This is a genomic window from Methanobacteriaceae archaeon (assembly GCA_029219465.1).
Lineage (GTDB): Archaea > Methanobacteriota > Methanobacteria > Methanobacteriales > Methanobacteriaceae > Methanocatella.
The window spans coordinates 110,494-127,160 of record JAQXTL010000004.1; the positions used below are offsets into that span (position 1 = coordinate 110,494).

General features: G+C 32.0%; 16 protein-coding genes and 2 tRNA genes. 4 read left to right on the forward strand and 14 right to left on the reverse strand.

Features of this window, described 5'->3' with window-relative positions:
* The first annotated feature begins 58 nt into the window (after positions 1–58).
* Positions 59–2,137 (forward strand): DEAD/DEAH box helicase, encoded by a 2,079-nt coding sequence (locus PUD86_02190; GenBank protein MDD6776095.1) that lies wholly within the window; start codon positions 59–61, stop codon positions 2,135–2,137.
* Positions 2,138–2,147: 10 nt separating this feature from the next.
* Here the strand turns inward: PUD86_02190 and PUD86_02195 are convergent, their stop codons facing one another.
* Together PUD86_02195 and PUD86_02200 are read right to left on the reverse strand one after the other, a co-directional pair.
* The gene (locus PUD86_02195) at positions 2,148–2,444 is read right to left on the reverse strand and encodes a DUF2098 family protein (GenBank protein MDD6776096.1); all 297 of its coding nucleotides are present in this window, start codon (positions 2,442–2,444) and stop codon (positions 2,148–2,150) included.
* Between the two features lie 18 nt (positions 2,445–2,462).
* Positions 2,463–2,738, reverse strand: a complete 276-nt coding sequence (locus tag PUD86_02200; GenBank protein ID MDD6776097.1) for a PRC-barrel domain-containing protein — start codon at positions 2,736–2,738, stop codon at positions 2,463–2,465.
* Between the two features lie 98 nt (positions 2,739–2,836).
* On the opposite strand from PUD86_02200, the gene PUD86_02205 reads away from it, so the two are divergent.
* A complete protein-coding gene (locus tag PUD86_02205; protein MDD6776098.1) occupies positions 2,837–4,501 on the forward strand; it encodes a tRNA uridine(34) 5-carboxymethylaminomethyl modification radical SAM/GNAT enzyme Elp3 in 1,665 nt (554 codons plus the stop codon).
* A 57-nt stretch (positions 4,502–4,558) separates the two neighbouring features.
* Positions 4,559–5,281, forward strand: coding sequence for a deoxyribose-phosphate aldolase (gene deoC / locus PUD86_02210; GenBank protein MDD6776099.1), 723 nt, complete (start codon positions 4,559–4,561; stop codon positions 5,279–5,281).
* Between the two features lie 144 nt (positions 5,282–5,425).
* On the opposite strand, the gene PUD86_02215 is transcribed toward deoC, so the two are convergent.
* The 7 genes from PUD86_02215 to PUD86_02245 form a co-directional block, all read right to left on the reverse strand.
* Positions 5,426–5,498, reverse strand: a tRNA-Phe gene (locus tag PUD86_02215).
* A 3-nt stretch (positions 5,499–5,501) separates the two neighbouring features.
* Positions 5,502–5,573, reverse strand: a tRNA-Val gene (locus PUD86_02220).
* Positions 5,574–5,728: 155 nt separating this feature from the next.
* Positions 5,729–5,929 carry a histone family protein gene (locus PUD86_02225; protein ID MDD6776100.1) on the reverse strand — a complete coding sequence of 67 codons (201 nt, stop codon included), beginning with the start codon at positions 5,927–5,929 and terminating at the stop codon, positions 5,729–5,731.
* Positions 5,930–6,122: 193 nt separating this feature from the next.
* A complete protein-coding gene (locus PUD86_02230; GenBank protein MDD6776101.1) occupies positions 6,123–7,400 on the reverse strand; it encodes a tRNA (N(6)-L-threonylcarbamoyladenosine(37)-C(2))-methylthiotransferase in 1,278 nt (425 codons plus the stop codon).
* Positions 7,401–7,412: 12 nt separating this feature from the next.
* Positions 7,413–8,045 carry an HVO_0476 family zinc finger protein gene (locus tag PUD86_02235; protein MDD6776102.1) on the reverse strand — a complete coding sequence of 211 codons (633 nt, stop codon included), beginning with the start codon at positions 8,043–8,045 and terminating at the stop codon, positions 7,413–7,415.
* 11 nt (positions 8,046–8,056) lie between these two features.
* Positions 8,057–8,542 (reverse strand): homoaconitase small subunit, encoded by a 486-nt coding sequence (hacB, locus tag PUD86_02240; protein MDD6776103.1) that lies wholly within the window; start codon positions 8,540–8,542, stop codon positions 8,057–8,059.
* 88 nt (positions 8,543–8,630) lie between these two features.
* Positions 8,631–10,136, reverse strand: coding sequence for a radical SAM protein (locus PUD86_02245; protein MDD6776104.1), 1,506 nt, complete (start codon positions 10,134–10,136; stop codon positions 8,631–8,633).
* A 130-nt stretch (positions 10,137–10,266) separates the two neighbouring features.
* Between PUD86_02245 and PUD86_02250 the strand changes: the two genes are divergently transcribed.
* Entirely contained in the window at positions 10,267–10,833 is a 567-nt protein-coding gene (locus PUD86_02250) for a CDP-2,3-bis-(O-geranylgeranyl)-sn-glycerol synthase (GenBank protein ID MDD6776105.1), read from the forward strand.
* 35 nt (positions 10,834–10,868) lie between these two features.
* Here the strand turns inward: PUD86_02250 and PUD86_02255 are convergent, their stop codons facing one another.
* The 5 genes from PUD86_02255 to PUD86_02275 form a co-directional block, all read right to left on the reverse strand.
* Positions 10,869–11,891 (reverse strand): hydantoinase/oxoprolinase family protein, encoded by a 1,023-nt coding sequence (locus PUD86_02255; protein MDD6776106.1) that lies wholly within the window; start codon positions 11,889–11,891, stop codon positions 10,869–10,871.
* Between the two features lie 2 nt (positions 11,892–11,893).
* On the reverse strand, positions 11,894–12,982 hold the full coding sequence (locus tag PUD86_02260) for an ATP-grasp domain-containing protein (protein ID MDD6776107.1): 1,089 nt from the start codon (positions 12,980–12,982) through the stop codon (positions 11,894–11,896).
* Positions 12,966–14,288: a UDP-N-acetylglucosamine 2-epimerase (non-hydrolyzing) gene (wecB, locus tag PUD86_02265; GenBank protein MDD6776108.1), complete on the reverse strand. Its 1,323-nt coding sequence runs from the start codon at positions 14,286–14,288 to the stop codon at positions 12,966–12,968. Before wecB ends, PUD86_02260 begins: the two co-directional genes overlap by 17 nt.
* Positions 14,289–14,372: 84 nt before the next feature.
* The gene (truA, locus tag PUD86_02270) at positions 14,373–15,245 is read right to left on the reverse strand and encodes a tRNA pseudouridine(38-40) synthase TruA (protein MDD6776109.1); all 873 of its coding nucleotides are present in this window, start codon (positions 15,243–15,245) and stop codon (positions 14,373–14,375) included.
* Between the two features lie 46 nt (positions 15,246–15,291).
* Entirely contained in the window at positions 15,292–16,665 is a 1,374-nt protein-coding gene (locus tag PUD86_02275) for an MATE family efflux transporter (GenBank protein ID MDD6776110.1), read from the reverse strand.
* Positions 16,666–16,667 lie beyond the last annotated feature (2 nt).

Below are 16,667 nucleotides of genomic sequence, written 5' to 3' on the forward strand. Positions count from 1 at the left end.
CAATAGATTTCACATGCTCTCTACAAATGTTTAATATAAATAAAAAAAATAGAAATAAATGATTAAAATGGAAAATTTAGATACTGATATTAAAAAAATAATTAATGGCGCATATCCATACATTGAAGACTTCAATCCTGCACAAAAAGCAGTGATTGAATCAGGATATTTAGAGGACAAATCAAACTACATAGTTTCAATACCTACTGCAAGTGGTAAGACTGTTTTAGGAGTATTACCTGCTTTAAAAACCATATTAGATGGTGGAAAAGCAGTTTATGCAGCACCACTTCTTTCAATTCAAAATGAAAAGGTAAAAGAATTCAAAGCATTTGAAGAATATGGAATCAATGTAGGAAAACATCCATCTAGCGCAGATTTATCAGTTATGGTTTTCGAGTCATTTGACGCACTTACTAGATTTTCCTGGAATGTATTGCGCGATGTAGATACTTTAATTATTGATGAATTCCATATGATTGGAGAATATTCAAGAGGACCAACACTTGAAGCAGCTATTACAAGAGCTAAAATAATAAATCCAAGTATGAGAATCATTGCACTTTCTGCTACTCTAAAAAATATTGGAGAAATCGAAGGTTGGCTTGAAGGAACCTGTATAGAGCATGATTACAGACCAGTACCATTGCACAAGGAAGTATTGGATTGTGAAATGTTTAATACAAAAAACAAAAACGATGTAATCGTTAAAGTTGTTGAAAAAGCAATGGCTGAAGAAACACAGGCATTAGCATTTGTTTCAACCAGAAGATTTACAGAAAGCCTAGCTACATATGTTGCTAAAAAGATCAACAAGAAACTTTCAAAAGAACAAAAAGAAAGATTTAAAGAAGTTTCTGAAAAATTATTGGACGTTCCTAAAAAGAAAGGATCTCTTCCAACAACTACCTGTTTAAAATTGGCAGAATCTGTTGAAAAAGGTGTTGCATTCCACCACGCAGGTCTTTTCAATGAACAAAAAGAAATTATTGAAGATGAATTTAGAAATGGTAACATCTTAATGATTACTGCAACACCAAGTTTAATGTATGGTGTTAATTTGCCTTCAAAAACTGTTGTAATCAGAGACCACACCCGTTGGACAAGCAATGGACCTCAGCCAATACCTGTTTTTGATTATGAACAGATGTCTGGAAGAGCAGGTAGACCACAGTATGATGATGTAGGTTATTCATATTTAATTGCTAAATCTATGGATGAGTCTCAAAACCTTGAAGAATATTACATTGAAGGTGAAATCGAACAAACTAATTCTAAATTAGTTGACAACAAAGATGCAATCTACAAACAGATTATTGCACAAATTGCTTCATCACTTTCAAAAAATCTTGATGAACTTACTGACTTTTTTGGAAAAACACTCTACGGATATCAGATGAGCAACAATCCGTCAATGGCATTTTTTGCAGCAGACAGCTTAGCATATGAACTTGAAACTGCATTAAGCTTCCTTCTTCAAAACGGAATTATAAGAGCAACTCCAGAAGGACTTAAAACTACTGATTTTGGTAACTTAATTGCTAAATCCAATTATGCAGTTGAAACTGCTGTTAAAATCAAGGAATATGTATCAGATATGAAGGAAATTAATGTTGAAGAGTTTATTTATGCATTATCTGAAACTCCTGATTTACCATTGATTAGCTTTAAAGGCAGAAAATCAAAAGATCCAGTTCATGAAAAATTATCTGAATGCGGACTGTTTGCAGTAGATATTGGAAATCCTGAAGCTACAACCGTTTCTTTAATTGAATGGATTGATGAGAGAAACGAATATGAAATTGAAAACAAATACAATGTATACTCTGCTTCAACCAGAAGATCAGCATACGAGGCATCACGTCTTGTTAAATTTGCAAAAAATACCTGTGAAGTTTTAGGTGATTATTCTAACTTAAAAGAATTCGATATTTTATCTGCAAGATTATACTATGGAGTTAAAGAAGATATTATTCCATTAGTAATCGGAGTCAAAAGACTTGGAAGAAAAAGAGCTAGAAATCTTGTAAATATATTTGGAAATGATTTAAGTAATATTTCTGAAAATGAGTTGCAAAAAGTTGACGGAATTGGTCCTAAACTTGCACAAAAAATAAGTATGTTTACAAAAAATTAAAATGATGGAGTTAACCTCCACCATTACCAGCATCACTGGACAATTCAAGTTCTTCGAAGCTTGCAGCTTGTTCTTTTAGATCATCAACATCTAATTCTTTTCCAGCGCCCCAAGAACTTTTTTTAATGTCTTTTTCATCCAATAATTCTGTATGATTTGACAAATACCATAAGCCAGTTTTGTCTATTCTGACCCAACCGACATCATCAATTGTCTTTTTATCAACAACTTGGCCAATGGTTCCAGTGTCAACATATCTGACATGTTCATTTAAGGAAATTTCAATTCCTCTTGCGTCTAAAACCATTTTAAAACCCTATGATACCTATTCATCGTCGATTTCAACTTCAACAGTTTCAGCATCGACTTCTTCAACTTCTTCTTTTGGAATCTCTTTGTTTAAGATAACGTAAGCACCAATAGTTGCAATGTCATCAAAACTGATAACAAGTTCATCTTTGGAGAAGAGGTTTTTTTGTAAGGTTAAAGTAATTTCGTCCATTTTACCAGTAGCTGGGTCAAATTCGACGTTACTTACTTTTCCGACTTCATATGCATTTTTATCTAAAACAATAGTTCCTAAAAAATCTTTGATTTGCATAGTTATCACCCATATTTTTATGTTTAAGTATTAAAGCATTATAATATTTAAATATAACCATATCAATAAATTTAAATATTAAATGTCGAGGTAAAATAATGGAAAAAGCATGCCGAATTATAATCAATGATATTATTAATGGCAAAATATCCACAAGACGCGATCTTGAAGTTGAAAAAAGACAACTTTGCCGTGATTTAAAATTATCAAGATTCATGAGTAATGCTGACATTTTGGAATTTGCAAAGCCTGAAGAAAAGGAAATTGTCTCAGGAATTCTTAAAAAAAAGCCAACAAGAACAATGTCAGGTGTTGCGATTGTTGCTGTGATGTGTCATCCGCACAAATGCCCTCATGGAAGATGTTTCTACTGTCCTGAAAGTGATATTGCACCTCCAAGTTATACTGGTGAAGAGCCTGCTGCACTTAGAGGAAGAATGTATGAATTCCATCCATATATTCAATGTTTCAACAGATTAAAACAACTAAAAAAGATTGGCCACCCAATAGACAAAGTTGAATTAATTATTATGGGAGGAACATTCCCTTCAAGAGATTTATGCTATCAGGAATGGTTTGTATCACAATGTCTCAAAGCAATGACTGATTTTGGTTTAATAATTGAAAATAAACCAACAAACTATGAATATAATCTTGATTATGATGAGATAAGATCCTTTGAAGAAGGTGTTTTAAAAACATACTCTCCTAATGACTATGTTTTAATAGATGATGTTCAAAAGGCTAATGAAAATTCAAAGGTAAGATGTGTTGGAATGACCTTTGAAACACGCCCAGATTACTGTAAAAAAGACCATATCAACAGAATGCTTGATTTTGGTGTTACACGTGTTGAACTTGGCGTTCAGACATTATCCGATGAGTTATATACTAAAATAAAAAGAGGACACAAAATAGCTGACGTTATTGAGTCCAATCAGCTTTTAAGAGATTCTGCAATTAAAGTAGCAATGCATATGATGCCAGGATTATTTGCAGATGAAAAACAGGACTTGAAAATGTTTAAACAGTTATTTAGTGATGAAAACTTCAAGCCAGACATGCTAAAAATCTACCCATGTCTTGTTACTAAAGGAAGCGAACTTTATGATTTATGGGAAAATGGCGAGTATGCACCATATACTGACGAAGAAGCTGTTGAACTCATAGTTAAAATCAAAAAGATTCTTCCAAAATGGGTTAGAACCATGCGTATTCAAAGAGATATTCCATCCACATTAATTGAAGCAGGAGTTAAAAAATCCAATTTAGGAGAGCTTGTATACAACAGACTCGATGAAGAACACATTAACTGTCAGTGTATACGCTGCCGTGAGATTGGACACAAAAAAACAACTCAGGCATACGGATTGGAAGACTTTGAGCTATTTAATGAAAGTTACACCGCATGTGGTGGAGTAGAAAACTTCCTTTCTATTGAAGATTACAATGAAGAAAGTATTGCAGGATTTTTAAGATTACGTTTCCCATCCAAAAATCATTTTAGAGAAGAAATTAGTGATAAAACAGCACTTGTTCGTGAATTGCATGTTTATGGAAATATGATCCAGATTGGAAATAAAAATCCAAAAATCGGTCAGCACACCGGATTTGGAGAAAGACTTCTTATTGAAGCTGAGAATTTAGCTATTGACAATGGAAAAGAAGAAATTGCAATCATAAGTGGAATTGGAAGTAGAAATTACTACCGTAAATTTGGCTATGAAAAAGTTGGTCCATATATGGTTAAAAAAATCATTTAAATACAAATATTTAAATATAATGTTCGTATATATACTAACTAATTGTAGGGTGATATTATGGCATACAATATAAAAAATTCAAAAGAATTAGCAAGCTTAATAAATTACACTAATTTAAACAACATAATTACTGAAAGTGAAATGAAGGAATTTCTTAACAAAGCAAAAGAAATGAACTTCAATTCTGTTGTTGTTTCACCTACTTATGTTAGCTTAGCAAAAGAAATCCTCGAAGGCACTGATATAAAAGTTGGAAGTGTAATCGGATTCCCGTTAGGTTTTGAAGACACAGAAAGTAAAATTGCATCAGCTAAATCATTAAACGAAAAAGGCGTAGATGAATTTGAAGTTGTTCTTAACATAAGCTATCTGAAGGATGAAAAATATGACCTTCTTGAAAATGAAATCAGACAAATAAAAGAAGTCATTGGAGATAAAATTTTAAAAGTTGTAATTGAAACAAAAGCATTAGAAGACTATGAAAAGGCAAATGCTGCAAAAGTAGCTGAAAATTCTGGAGCAGATTATGTAAAAACTGCAACAGGATTTGTATCTCCAAATCATATCTTCGAAAACGTTAATGACATAAACATTATCCAAAAATATGCTCCTAAAATTAAAATTGAAATCTTTGGCGGAATTACAAACTACAAATTCGCTAACCAAATCTTAACTGGTGGAGCAGACATTATTGGCAGTGATCAAGGATACGAAATTGTCAAAAGATACAAAGATTTAAGAGAAAACACCCAAGTAACACCAAAACCTATTACTTTATAGGTTTAAAAAAAACCATCACCTTTTTTTAATATTTACCATAACTTATTTTTTAAAATAGCCTATTAAAACGAAATTATTTAAAAAAAATAGCTATTAAGTAATCTATAAAATGAAAATGTCTAAAAAAATAGTTATAAAAAGTAATGCCATGGGCCGGACTTGAACCAGCGACATCTAGATCTTCAGTCTAGCGTTCTCCCATCTGAACTACCATGGCATATGGACCGAACGAGATTCGAACTCGTGATCTCCTCCACGTCAAAGAGGAATCATACCCCTAGACCACCGGTCCTACACACATCATACTATACTCTGTTAAAAGCAATATATAAATGTTTTGCTTTTTGTAGGACAAGTAGTAAAAATTTTAAAAATAAAAAAAATTGACCAGAAAAATGGCCAATAGATTTTATTAAAAAAGCTCATTAAAAATAACAATTAGTAAATCTATTTGATTGCTAATTTGATATCTTCAGCTTTTACAGTTTTTCTACCAGCGTGGCGTGCGAAATTTACAGCTTTTTGTGCAATTTCGTTACCTTTTTCTTCTAATGCTTCAGCTAATGCAATTTTTGCATCATCACTAATTCTTTGTGCGCCAGCATTTTTTAAGATACGACCGACTGGTGCGATTGGTAATTCACTCATAATGACACCTCCAATTAAAAGATAGTACACAATACTATATAAAGGTATCGGTAATAATGCTTATTTATCGGCTAAATTATAACTTATCACCTATTAGAATAGACTTTTAAATTTAGGAAATAATTATCGGTACTATAAAAAAAATAAGGAAAAAATTAACACTAATATAAAAAATAAGATAAATAAAAAAATTTTAATTTATCAATTCACTTCTAAGATAAGTGGCAGTTGCCTGAGTTATTTTCACATCGACAAAAGATCCTAACTCAGCTTCATCAACAATAACTGGAATATATGAGTCGGTTTTTGCTATAAATCCACCTTTGGAACCTTTTTCAATAACTAAAACTTTTTGGCAAGAACCAACTAATTCTTTATTTTCATCTTCAGTTATTTGTGATTTAATCTCAGATAATAATTTTGATCTTTTTTTCATAACTGCATGAGGGATTTCCTTAAGTGATGAAGAAATTGCACCTTCCCTGTGCTGATATTTTGACAAGTGAATCAAACTAGGTTTTATTTCTTCAAGAAGTTTGACTGTTGCATCAAAATCATCATCATCTTCTGTTGGATATCCTACAATAATATCAACAGCCAAAGTCAAATCTGGAATCTCAGTTTTGAATTTTGATACAATATCAAGGTACTGTTCAACAGTGTGACCTCTTCTCATGTCAGATAAAACTTTGTCACTTCCACTTTGAATAGGTAAATGAATGAAATTATATACCTTAGGATGTTTCATTGCATCAATTATCTCATCAACATCATTTAAAATGTTTTTAGGATGCATCATTCCAACACGAACTCTAAAGTCACCATCTAAATTAGCCACTTCTTTGATTAAATCAGATAGTTTTTCTCCACTGTCACGGCCAAATGCTGCAGTATCCTGAGCAGTGAGTTGAATTTCACAAGCACCATTTTCAATAGCTCTTTTAGCTTCAGCCTTAATATCTTCAATAGGATAACTATTTAAAGGTCCACGAGCAAAACGAGTACAACAGAAAGTGCATGCACCTAAACAGCCTTCACAGATTTGAATAATATGAATTAAACTGTCATCCATTACTTTAGGAACATTGACTTTGGACTCTTTTGAAAATCCAACTTCACGAACAACATCTCCACAGTAAGTTGCTTCAACAACATCAAATGATTTGTTTAACTGATGAGGTCCAATCCATGAAGCTTCAGGAGCAACTTTATTAAGCTTTTCTGGATCAATTTCAACCATACATCCACCGACAATAATCTTTTTGTCAGGAAAATCTTTTTGAAGCTTTTGAATTCTGTATGTGACCTTGTTTTCAGTAGGAAGTTTAACATAACAGGTATTTACAATAACTACATCTGCCTCTTCAATTGAATCGACAAGATCAATACCGTTTTCTTTTAAGTTTCCTGCAATAATCTGACCATCGGCCTTGTTGAATGTGCAGCCATAAGATTCAATATAAACTTTCATTTTACTTCCACACTAGGATGATTTTTTGGTTTTCTTGAAAATATCTTTAGTCAAGTCATAATCAAAGTTGTTGAATCTGACAGGTTTAGAGTATACTCTTTTAATAACTCCTGCTTTTGCAAAACCAGAGGTTAATTTTCTGTCTTTGGTTTTGATAACGTGAACTTTAACAATATGTTTGTCAATTTTTACAACATCACCAGGAGCAATTTCAAAGTCCCTATCCAAATCAATTTTATATGAATCAACTTCACCATGTAAATCTACTGAAAATCCGATACGAGCAGGAATTTCTGTTGAATTAGCCCAGATAGTATTAATGTCAGCGATTTTTGATTTGTTGACTCTTTTATCTCCAACTTCAATACTGGTTACTTCAACCTGACCAAATTCAGAAAGCAACACATCTCCGCTTTTCAATTCGTCACCAGGTAACAAATCGATAGTGGTTTTGTGGGATTTGCCCTGTTCTGAGATGATTAATCTGTAGGTTTCAGGTTTTATGTTTGCTGAAAACATATCTCTAAAGACATGACTACATTCTTCACATCTTAATAAATATTCTTCTATGAGTTTTTTCTTGGATGATTTTTGTTTTGAATTTAAAATTTCAATTTCATCAGAACCACAAATTGGACATTCCATTGTTACACCCCTTATTCAGATTCCTTCATATGGTGATTTACTAATCCACCGTCTTCTAAAATACTTAACATGAAATCTTTGAATGGTTCAAAGGTTTCACTTTCTCCAGTTGTTTCATTAATTATTGTACCTTCAGACAAGTCAATGCTTATAACATCCCCGTCTTTAGCTTCAATATCACTAATAATTACAGGTAAACCTATATTAATTGAATTTCTATAGAAAATTCTTGCAAATGATTTTGCAATGATTGCACTTACACCTGCTGCTTGAATAGCTACTGGTGCTTGTTCTCTTGATGAACCGCAACCAAAATTTTCATCAGCTACTATAATATCTCCTTGTTGAACATTCTTTGTGAAATCTGGCCTTTCTCCTTCCAATACATGTTCAGCCAAATCTTTTGGATTGAATGTTCTTAAATATCTTCCAGGAATAATAATATCAGTATCGATATTTTCCCCGAAAGTCCATGTTTTTCCTTTAATAATATCCATAAATATCACGTAAAATTGAATTAAAAAAATAAGTACTTGGGAATTTACCCAAATACAAAATAAGTTAAGGCGATTGAAAAAAATTAAATTATTCTTCTTTTTTAAAAGGTTTTGCGAATTCTTGCTCAACACTTTGACGATACATTGAATTCATAGTACAGAATGGGATAATTCTACCATCTGGAGTTGCATAATGGATAACACATTTTTTAACTCTGTCTTCATCAAAGTTAAACGGATCCATAAAGTGCATACATGAAATAAGCATTGCATCTTTAGAAAAGTCTCCTAATGCACTGTAAGATCTTTTAGTGAACACATTTAACAAAATCTTTTTAATATCTAAGTGTTCAGGAGTTTTGGAAGTGTGGATTAATTTTGGAATATTTTTAGTAACACTTGCAATAACTTTCTTACGTGCTCCGAATTTACCTTCGCATAACTTATCAGCATATTCATTTAATTTAACAAATAATCCATCAACATCAATGAAATCTGTAATTGGGATTAAGTTATCTTTTCCAGGTCCTTCTGTTTTTTCTCTAAATACATAGGTACCTACACCACAGTGTTGGTGGCAGTTTAAGTTAACTTTAGGATTTTCTTCGCCGTCAAGAGCAGAAATGAATCTTGCAACTGGTTCAACAGCTGACGGAGGATAGAAATCATTAGCTTTAACCTGACCGTTGGTTTGTTCTTCAATAATACCAACAAAGTCGGGAATTGTAATTCTTTGAGCTTCCACTTGATCAGCAGGAGTTCTTCCTGAAAATGACACAGGCTGGAAGTTAACACCATAAATAATGTCATTGTTGTCAAATGCAAACTTGATAATTTCACCGATTTGGTGGTCATTGATTCCTTTAATTAATGTAGGAACAAGAACAACACCTAAACCTGCTTTTCTACAGTTTTCAATAGCTTCCAATTTGAAAGGAAGTAAATCTCTTCCTCTGTTGTTGATATATGGTTCAGGAGTTACGCCATCAAAAGCAAGATATACTGTGTTTAACCCTGCTGCTTTTAATTCTTTAGCCAAGTTTTCTCTTTTAGCTAATCTAATACCGTTAGTAGCTATTTGAACGTGAGTAAAACCTTCTTCTTTTGCCATTTCAACAAGTTCAACTAAATCCTTTCTAACTGTTGGTTCTCCACCAGCATATTGAATAGCAGGAGTTGGATTAGGTTTTAAGTTTCTTAAGTTTTTAAGCATTTGTCTTATTTCATCTTGAGTAGGTTCGTATAAATATCCTGCAACAGCCGCATTTGCAAAACAAACAGGACATCTTAAATTACATCTGTTAGTTACATCAATTAAACCTAAAACAGTTGAAGTTTCATGTTTTGAGCATAATCCGCAGTTACTAGGACAGCTAGCATTATCTTCCACACATGGATTTTCAACAGAACTGTTTGAAGGAATGTAATTATTAGCCCTATTATAAAACTCATCGTCACCCCAGTAAGTGTTAATAAACTCACCATGCTCATCACAGGTTTTTTTGATGAATACTTTGCCATCTTCATCATAAACTTCAGCACTAACAGGTTTACCACACTCTGGGCATAAACTTTTAGTATCTTTAATTTTCAATAAAATCACCTTAATATAATAATCTTATAAATTAATAAGTTAGACTATTATTATATTTAAATGATTGTAATATTTAAACTTAATTAATATATAGTAGTATTAACAAAAGATAAAATTGGAGACAATATAAATGACAATTAATATTCAAATATTGGCAATGACTTGTATTGCAATACTTTATTTTATACTTCCAGCATATTTCTCAAATGGTGCAGGATTAGTATTTGGTGGTGGAACACCAGTAGATTTTGGAAAATCCGATAAAAACGGTAACAGATGGATTGGAGATGGCGTAACCTGGAGAGGTTTAATCGCAGGAACAATCATTGGAACAATAACAGGTATTTTACAAGGATTTTTAGCTCCATACGTAATTGCAAATTTTGGACAATTTATTACAACACCAATCATAACTGACATTCAAAGTGGAATATTAATTGGATTTTTATTAGGTTTTGGAGCATTATTTGGTGATGCAATAGGCAGTTTCTTAAAAAGAAGAGCAAATATTGAACGTGGAAATTCTGCTCCAGTTTTAGATCAACTAGATTTCATAGTCGTTGCATTAATCTTAGTTTCATTAGTTGTAAAAATAGACTTAATGTTTATCATAACCACATGTATACTAACTTTAATTATGCATTTATTAGCAAATACCTGTGCATATTTACTTGGTATAAAAGATGTATGGTACTAATTTTTAAAAAAAGAGATTAAAAGAAGTAAATTCTTTTAATTTAAATATTTATTCATCATTACAGCTGTTCCAACAGCAGGTGCAACAACACATTCTTCATCAGTTAAAATATCTCCCATTGATTTGACATTTAAACCTAAGGATTCTGCTGCTTTTTTATCTAAAATATCTTTTCCAAGACCAGTTGTAACAATTAAATCTAATTCTTGAGTTTCAACAACCTGTTTTAAACCATCAGCAATCTGTTCAACCTGTTTTTTATGAATGTATTTTGACATCTCAACAATATCATCCATACTCAACATTTCCAAATCAGCACAGATTACACGTGCAATTCTCTTAGCACAGTCTGTTTTTGATTTACCTTCTCCGTCAAAGGTATCGCACACATAGTCATCTTGTGTGATTAAATCCAATACAGTGTAGACATCTGCAGTTTGTGCAAATAATTCACTAGCTACACGATATTCTTTTCCGTTTAATTCAACTTTATCAAGAAAACTAGCAAGATTGGTTCTTAAAGTACCAGTATATACCAATTCACCGGTTGCAGATCTGTCAAAGTCAGATTTACCAATTGCACATTCTTTTCCATCTTTAATTGGAATAATATCAGTAGTTGTACTTCCAGTATCAATGAAAATACAGTTATCAGAAATTAAGGTAGCAATTTGAGCTGTTGCAATCCAATTAGCAGCAGCTGCTTTTAGAGGTGTTTTTGTGATTTCTTCTAAAGACAACATTCCGTCAATACCCACATAAGCTATTGGGCAGTCAAATGTGTCTTCACATTTTTTAACAACATCTAAAACTCCGTCTTTTTTGGTATCATATGCATCAACAAGTTCTGCAGTCATTGAAATACCTACAGCATCAATTTCTGAAATTGGACAGATTTTTTCAATTAACTCAACTAAAACATCTGATAAGTCATCGTTGTTACTCCACATTGGAAGATAAGCAAAATCAACTTCAATGTTTTTAATTTCTCCACCATCAAAGTCAATAACTGCTAAATCAGTGTTTGCACCACCTATATCAAATCCTGCTATTTTCATAATTACATTCTCCTAATTTCTAATGAGTCACCAGATTTCTTAAATTCAACTTCACCATCTAAAGAAATCTCTAAATCATCAATACTCATATTATTATCAATTAAATCAATTATTGTTTTACCAATGTTAAAATTAGCTATTTTATTCAAACCAACATAAGGTGTTGTGAATCTGGAGTTGATTTCTAAAAGATAAACTGAGTAAATGTCCTTTTCATCACTGTTTATTAATAAGTCAACACCAACGAAACCTTTCATACCCTCAACAGATTCAACAGCTTTTTTAGCTATTTCAAATGCTTCCTGTTTAAATTCACTTTCGAAAGGCAACATTCCTCCAAGATAAGTTCCTTTATCATTTTTTAATTGAACATATTGTTTGTTTAAGCTTATTGGAACTGCATTGGTACCGTCTGAGATTAAACTAACACTTATATCTGTTCCTTCAATAAATTCCTGAACAATAACTCTTGAACCTGGTTTGAAAATCTTATCTAAATCCAAAGTTAAATCTTCAATTTTTTCAATAACAACTATGTCTTCACAGTCAACACCACTTAACGGTTTTATGATTAATTTAAGTGGAGTGAGTGGATCTTCAGCCTGCCATTTTTCATGCAAGTTTTCAATTGCTCTTTTCCAGTATCCTTTTGGATCTATTTTAAATTTAAATGACCTAGGTTGAGGAATGTCACTTGGAAGAGCTTCGTATGTTTCATATTTATCAGATGCAACTAAACAAGCCTCGGAAGATGAATTATATATTTTTACATCATTTTCTTCAAGGATTTTAGTAATCTTGTAGAGATTGTTATCATTTTCCGCAGAAATGAAAATAGCTTTGTTGAAGTTTCCTGCATTGTCTTTAAGCCATGATACTACATCCTGATTAATTGAAATAGCATTAACGTTATCATAGCCCTCTGCAATATTTTTGTAAGATTCATTGATTACTAAACTGACATCAAATTCTTTTAAATCATCTAAAAGAGAGATAATTAATGCTTCTGCTTCTGATATTATGCATTTGTCATTTTCACCAGATGCAGTGAAATATTCAAATACTAAAATAGAATTATTCTCTTTTGTCATAAGTAAACACCATACCGTTTAAATTAAGGTCATCTGCCGGAAATACCATTTTTTCACCATCATAAACCATGTGAACAAGTGCATTTTCATTTTCTTCAAATTCACTAACTGAAATGTCTTCAGACATTGTCATCATTTTTCTTGAAAATGAATCCATAATATGTTCAGGAGATTCAATATTTAATAGTCCTTTTGAATAATAATCTTCTATTGCATCAACAGTCAATTTTGCAGATTCCCCTTGACCATACGGATTAACAGCATTTCTCATTTTGTTTGCAAACTCTTCATCATCCAAGATTTTGCGAGCATTTTCTAAAATTGCATCCTTATCAGATCCAACGAGAATATTTCCACCTGCAGTTACTGTTTCAGGCCTTTCAGTGTTGTATCTTAAGGTTAAAGCAGGAACATCCAATGTTATTGCTTCTTCTTGAAGACCACCAGAATCTGTTAAGATTAATGTTGAAACAGAAGTTAAGTAAAGGAAATCCAAGTATCCTAACGGTTTTATAATGTGAACATGCTCTAAATTGTTTAATTCTTCAAACAATCCGAATTTTTCCAAAGTGTTTTTAGTTCTTGGATGAATAGGGAAAATAATGTTCATGTCATCCAATTGCTTTAAAGCATCAATAATATTGACTACTCTTTCTTTAACATCAACATTTTCCGCTCTGTGCATTGTTAAAGTTAAAATATTATCCATTTCATCAATATTCAATTCTTTAAGGGACTGTTCACTAATTCCTTTTTCTTTAGCCAATTCCAAATGTCTAAAACATGCATCAACAACAGTGTTTCCTGTTACAAACAAGTTTTTTCTTGAAACTCCTTCAGCTAAAAGATTAATTGCAGATTCAACAGTTGGTACAAAATACATTAAAGAAGATACGTCAGCTACACGACGATTTACCTCTTCAGGCATAGTCATATCAAAAGACCTAAGTCCCGCTTCAACATGACCTATTGGAATATGTAATTTAGACGCTACAAGTGCACCTGCTAAAACTGCATTGGTGTCACCCTGAACTAATACAATATCTGGTTTTTCCTCAAGAAGAACTTCCTCAATACGCTGCATCATCAAACCAGTTTGTTTACCGTGTGTTCCGGAACCAACATGAATATTATAATCTGGAGTTCTGATATCCAAGTCTTTAAAGAAGTTATCAGACATTTCCGCATCATAATGCTGACCTGTGTGTAAAACAATTTGATCAATATCTCTTTTTGAGATTTCATCAATGATAGGAGCCATTTTAATAATCTCAGGCCTGGTTCCTAAAATAGTTGCTATTTTCATAATTATTAATTTATGTCATTAATACTTAAAAAATTTTTTAATTTTTAGGCAAATATAAAATTTAAAAAAAAGATTGGATAAAATTTATTCATCCAAATTATGTAACTCATTTAAGCTTTTTATCATGGATTCTCTTACAGCATATCTTTTTTGTAAATCAGATAAAGAATCAACTAAATCACGCTTAAATCTCTCACATGCATAGTCATCATATCTGAATTTGATTCCATCATATTGAATATCCATTAAAATCAAATAATCAGCTTCCATGACTTTGATATTTGCTCTTGGCTCGCCTTCAGCAGGATTTAATAGCTTTTCTACTTCATCCAAACTCATTTTATCGGTTGCAACATCTACAAATACCCTCATCATTTTTCTTACCATATTCCATAAAAATGATTCTCCATAAATATCAACAAAAATTGGAGATAATGTATCGTGAAGATTTGGGAATTCTTTTTTGTGATAATCAGTTAAATCCGCTTTTGTGATTTTTATATCTTCAATAGTTCTTGTAGTGGTTTTTTGGAATCTTTTAGTGAAGTTAGTGAAATTGTGTGTTCCTTTAAAGACTTCTGCGCATTGTTTTAACTTATCAATATCCAAATCCTGGAAGAGAACATATCGGTATTGCCTCATTTGAGCATACCTTGGTTTAAATGCATATCTAACAGGAGCGCTTGCAAGAATTTGAATATCATCAGGAAGAGAATTATTAATTTCATTTATTCTAACGTCTTTTTCTGACTGAAAACTGATTACATTACCTAAACTGTGAACACCAGCATCAGTTCTGCCAGCTATTCTAAATCTGGACTTTTTTAAATCATCTATGTAATTTAGTTTACGTAAATGGTAAATCAATTCTTCTTCAACAGTCCTTAAATCCGGCTGGCGTTGAAAACCGTGAAAATTAGTTCCAATATATCCTATTTTTAGTGCTGTTCTTTTCATTAATATAATATTTTATAATCAAATAAAATAAATTTTTAGGAAAAAATTAAGCTTTATTAATTTTGATAAGTTTTTTGACAAGATAGTTTGCCCAAAGCATTGTAATATTATTTGAAATTATTTCACCCAATACAATTCCCATCCATGCTCCCCAGACACCATATCCAAGAACAACACCAAATAATACTGCAAAAAGTATTGTAAAACCTGTTTCTCTCATAATTGTTTGAAACATTGCAGTAATTCCTTTTCCAACTCCCTGGAATACATAGGTTGATGCAACTCCAACAGCCATTGTTGGATAATAAAGTACAATCCATGCTAAAAACATTGTAAGTTCACCAGCTATTCTTACACTGCTTGAAGAAGACGCAAATACTGATGCAATATCTCCTGCAAAAACGTTTGTTAGAATAGCTACAATAACTGCAATCACTATTGAGATTTTCATTGCATATCTGTGAGCTATTTGAATATTTTTATAGTTTCTAGCACCATAATTTGCTGCAATAACACTAATTAGTGCTGTTCCAATAGCTAGAAGTGGAGTTGTACCGATTGTTACTATTCTCCAGCCTGTTGAATAAACAGCAACTGAATCAGTAGTTCCGACATATGCAAGAAGAGCAGAAAAAACAGCTGCAAAAAATGCATTGTTTAGAAGCTGAATACTTGCAGGAATTCCTACACGAACAATATCAAGGGAAATATCCTTTTGGAAGTTGAAATTACTTAAATTAGGTTTTAAAAAAGTGTCTTTTTTAACATAAAACCAGAAAAGCAAAATCAAGATGACAAATACAGATGAGATAACTGTAGCTATTGCAGCTCCTTTAACTCCCAAATTTAAAGTATAGATAAAAATTGGATCTAAAATCATATTAATTATTGCAGATGCCCCCATTGCATACATTGGACGAGAAGCATCACCTTCACCTCTAAAAATACCATATAATGCATTAGAACAAATAATAAATACTGATCCAAGAACTATTACAATTCCATAGTCAAGTGCATATGAAATAGTTGCTCCTGCACCCATAATATTCAAGATAGGAGTTAATAACACCCAAAGCAAAACAGTTATGATTAATGAAACAACTATATTAATTAAAATTGAATGAACAGAAGCATTATGTGCTTTTTTAATGTTATTTTCACCAAGGTATTTGGATATTGCAAAAGTAGCACCTGAACCTAATCCATTTCCAAAACCAACTAAAATCATAAATATTGGAGTGAAAAAACCAACACCTGCAAGTGCATCTGCTCCAAGACCAGATACCCAAGCTGCATCAACTAAATTATAAAAACTAGTAATGAACAGTGAAATAATAAGAGGTATTGACATTCTTATTAATGCTCGTTTAGGATTTTCAAGCATCACGTCAAGATTATTCACTGAATCATTTTCTAACATAT

Bases quoted from the DNA above. Each gene is read 5' to 3' on its own strand.
- PUD86_02190 (MDD6776095.1), top strand. From the start codon at position 59: ATGATTAAAATGGAAAATTTAGATACTGATATTAAAAAAATAATTAAT.
- PUD86_02195 (MDD6776096.1), bottom strand. From the start codon at position 2,444: ATGGTTTTAGACGCAAGAGGAATTGAAATTTCCTTAAATGAACATGTC.
- PUD86_02200 (MDD6776097.1), bottom strand. From the start codon at position 2,738: ATGCAAATCAAAGATTTTTTAGGAACTATTGTTTTAGATAAAAATGCA.
- PUD86_02205 (MDD6776098.1), top strand. From the start codon at position 2,837: ATGGAAAAAGCATGCCGAATTATAATCAATGATATTATTAATGGCAAA.
- deoC (MDD6776099.1), top strand. From the start codon at position 4,559: ATGGCATACAATATAAAAAATTCAAAAGAATTAGCAAGCTTAATAAAT.
- PUD86_02225 (MDD6776100.1), bottom strand. From the start codon at position 5,929: ATGAGTGAATTACCAATCGCACCAGTCGGTCGTATCTTAAAAAATGCT.
- PUD86_02230 (MDD6776101.1), bottom strand. From the start codon at position 7,400: ATGAAAGTTTATATTGAATCTTATGGCTGCACATTCAACAAGGCCGAT.
- PUD86_02235 (MDD6776102.1), bottom strand. From the start codon at position 8,045: ATGGAATGTCCAATTTGTGGTTCTGATGAAATTGAAATTTTAAATTCA.
- hacB (MDD6776103.1), bottom strand. From the start codon at position 8,542: ATGGATATTATTAAAGGAAAAACATGGACTTTCGGGGAAAATATCGAT.
- PUD86_02250 (MDD6776105.1), top strand. From the start codon at position 10,267: ATGACAATTAATATTCAAATATTGGCAATGACTTGTATTGCAATACTT.
- PUD86_02255 (MDD6776106.1), bottom strand. From the start codon at position 11,891: ATGAAAATAGCAGGATTTGATATAGGTGGTGCAAACACTGATTTAGCA.
- PUD86_02260 (MDD6776107.1), bottom strand. From the start codon at position 12,982: ATGACAAAAGAGAATAATTCTATTTTAGTATTTGAATATTTCACTGCA.
- wecB (MDD6776108.1), bottom strand. From the start codon at position 14,288: ATGAAAATAGCAACTATTTTAGGAACCAGGCCTGAGATTATTAAAATG.
- truA (MDD6776109.1), bottom strand. From the start codon at position 15,245: ATGAAAAGAACAGCACTAAAAATAGGATATATTGGAACTAATTTTCAC.
- PUD86_02275 (MDD6776110.1), bottom strand. From the start codon at position 16,665: ATGTTAGAAAATGATTCAGTGAATAATCTTGACGTGATGCTTGAAAAT.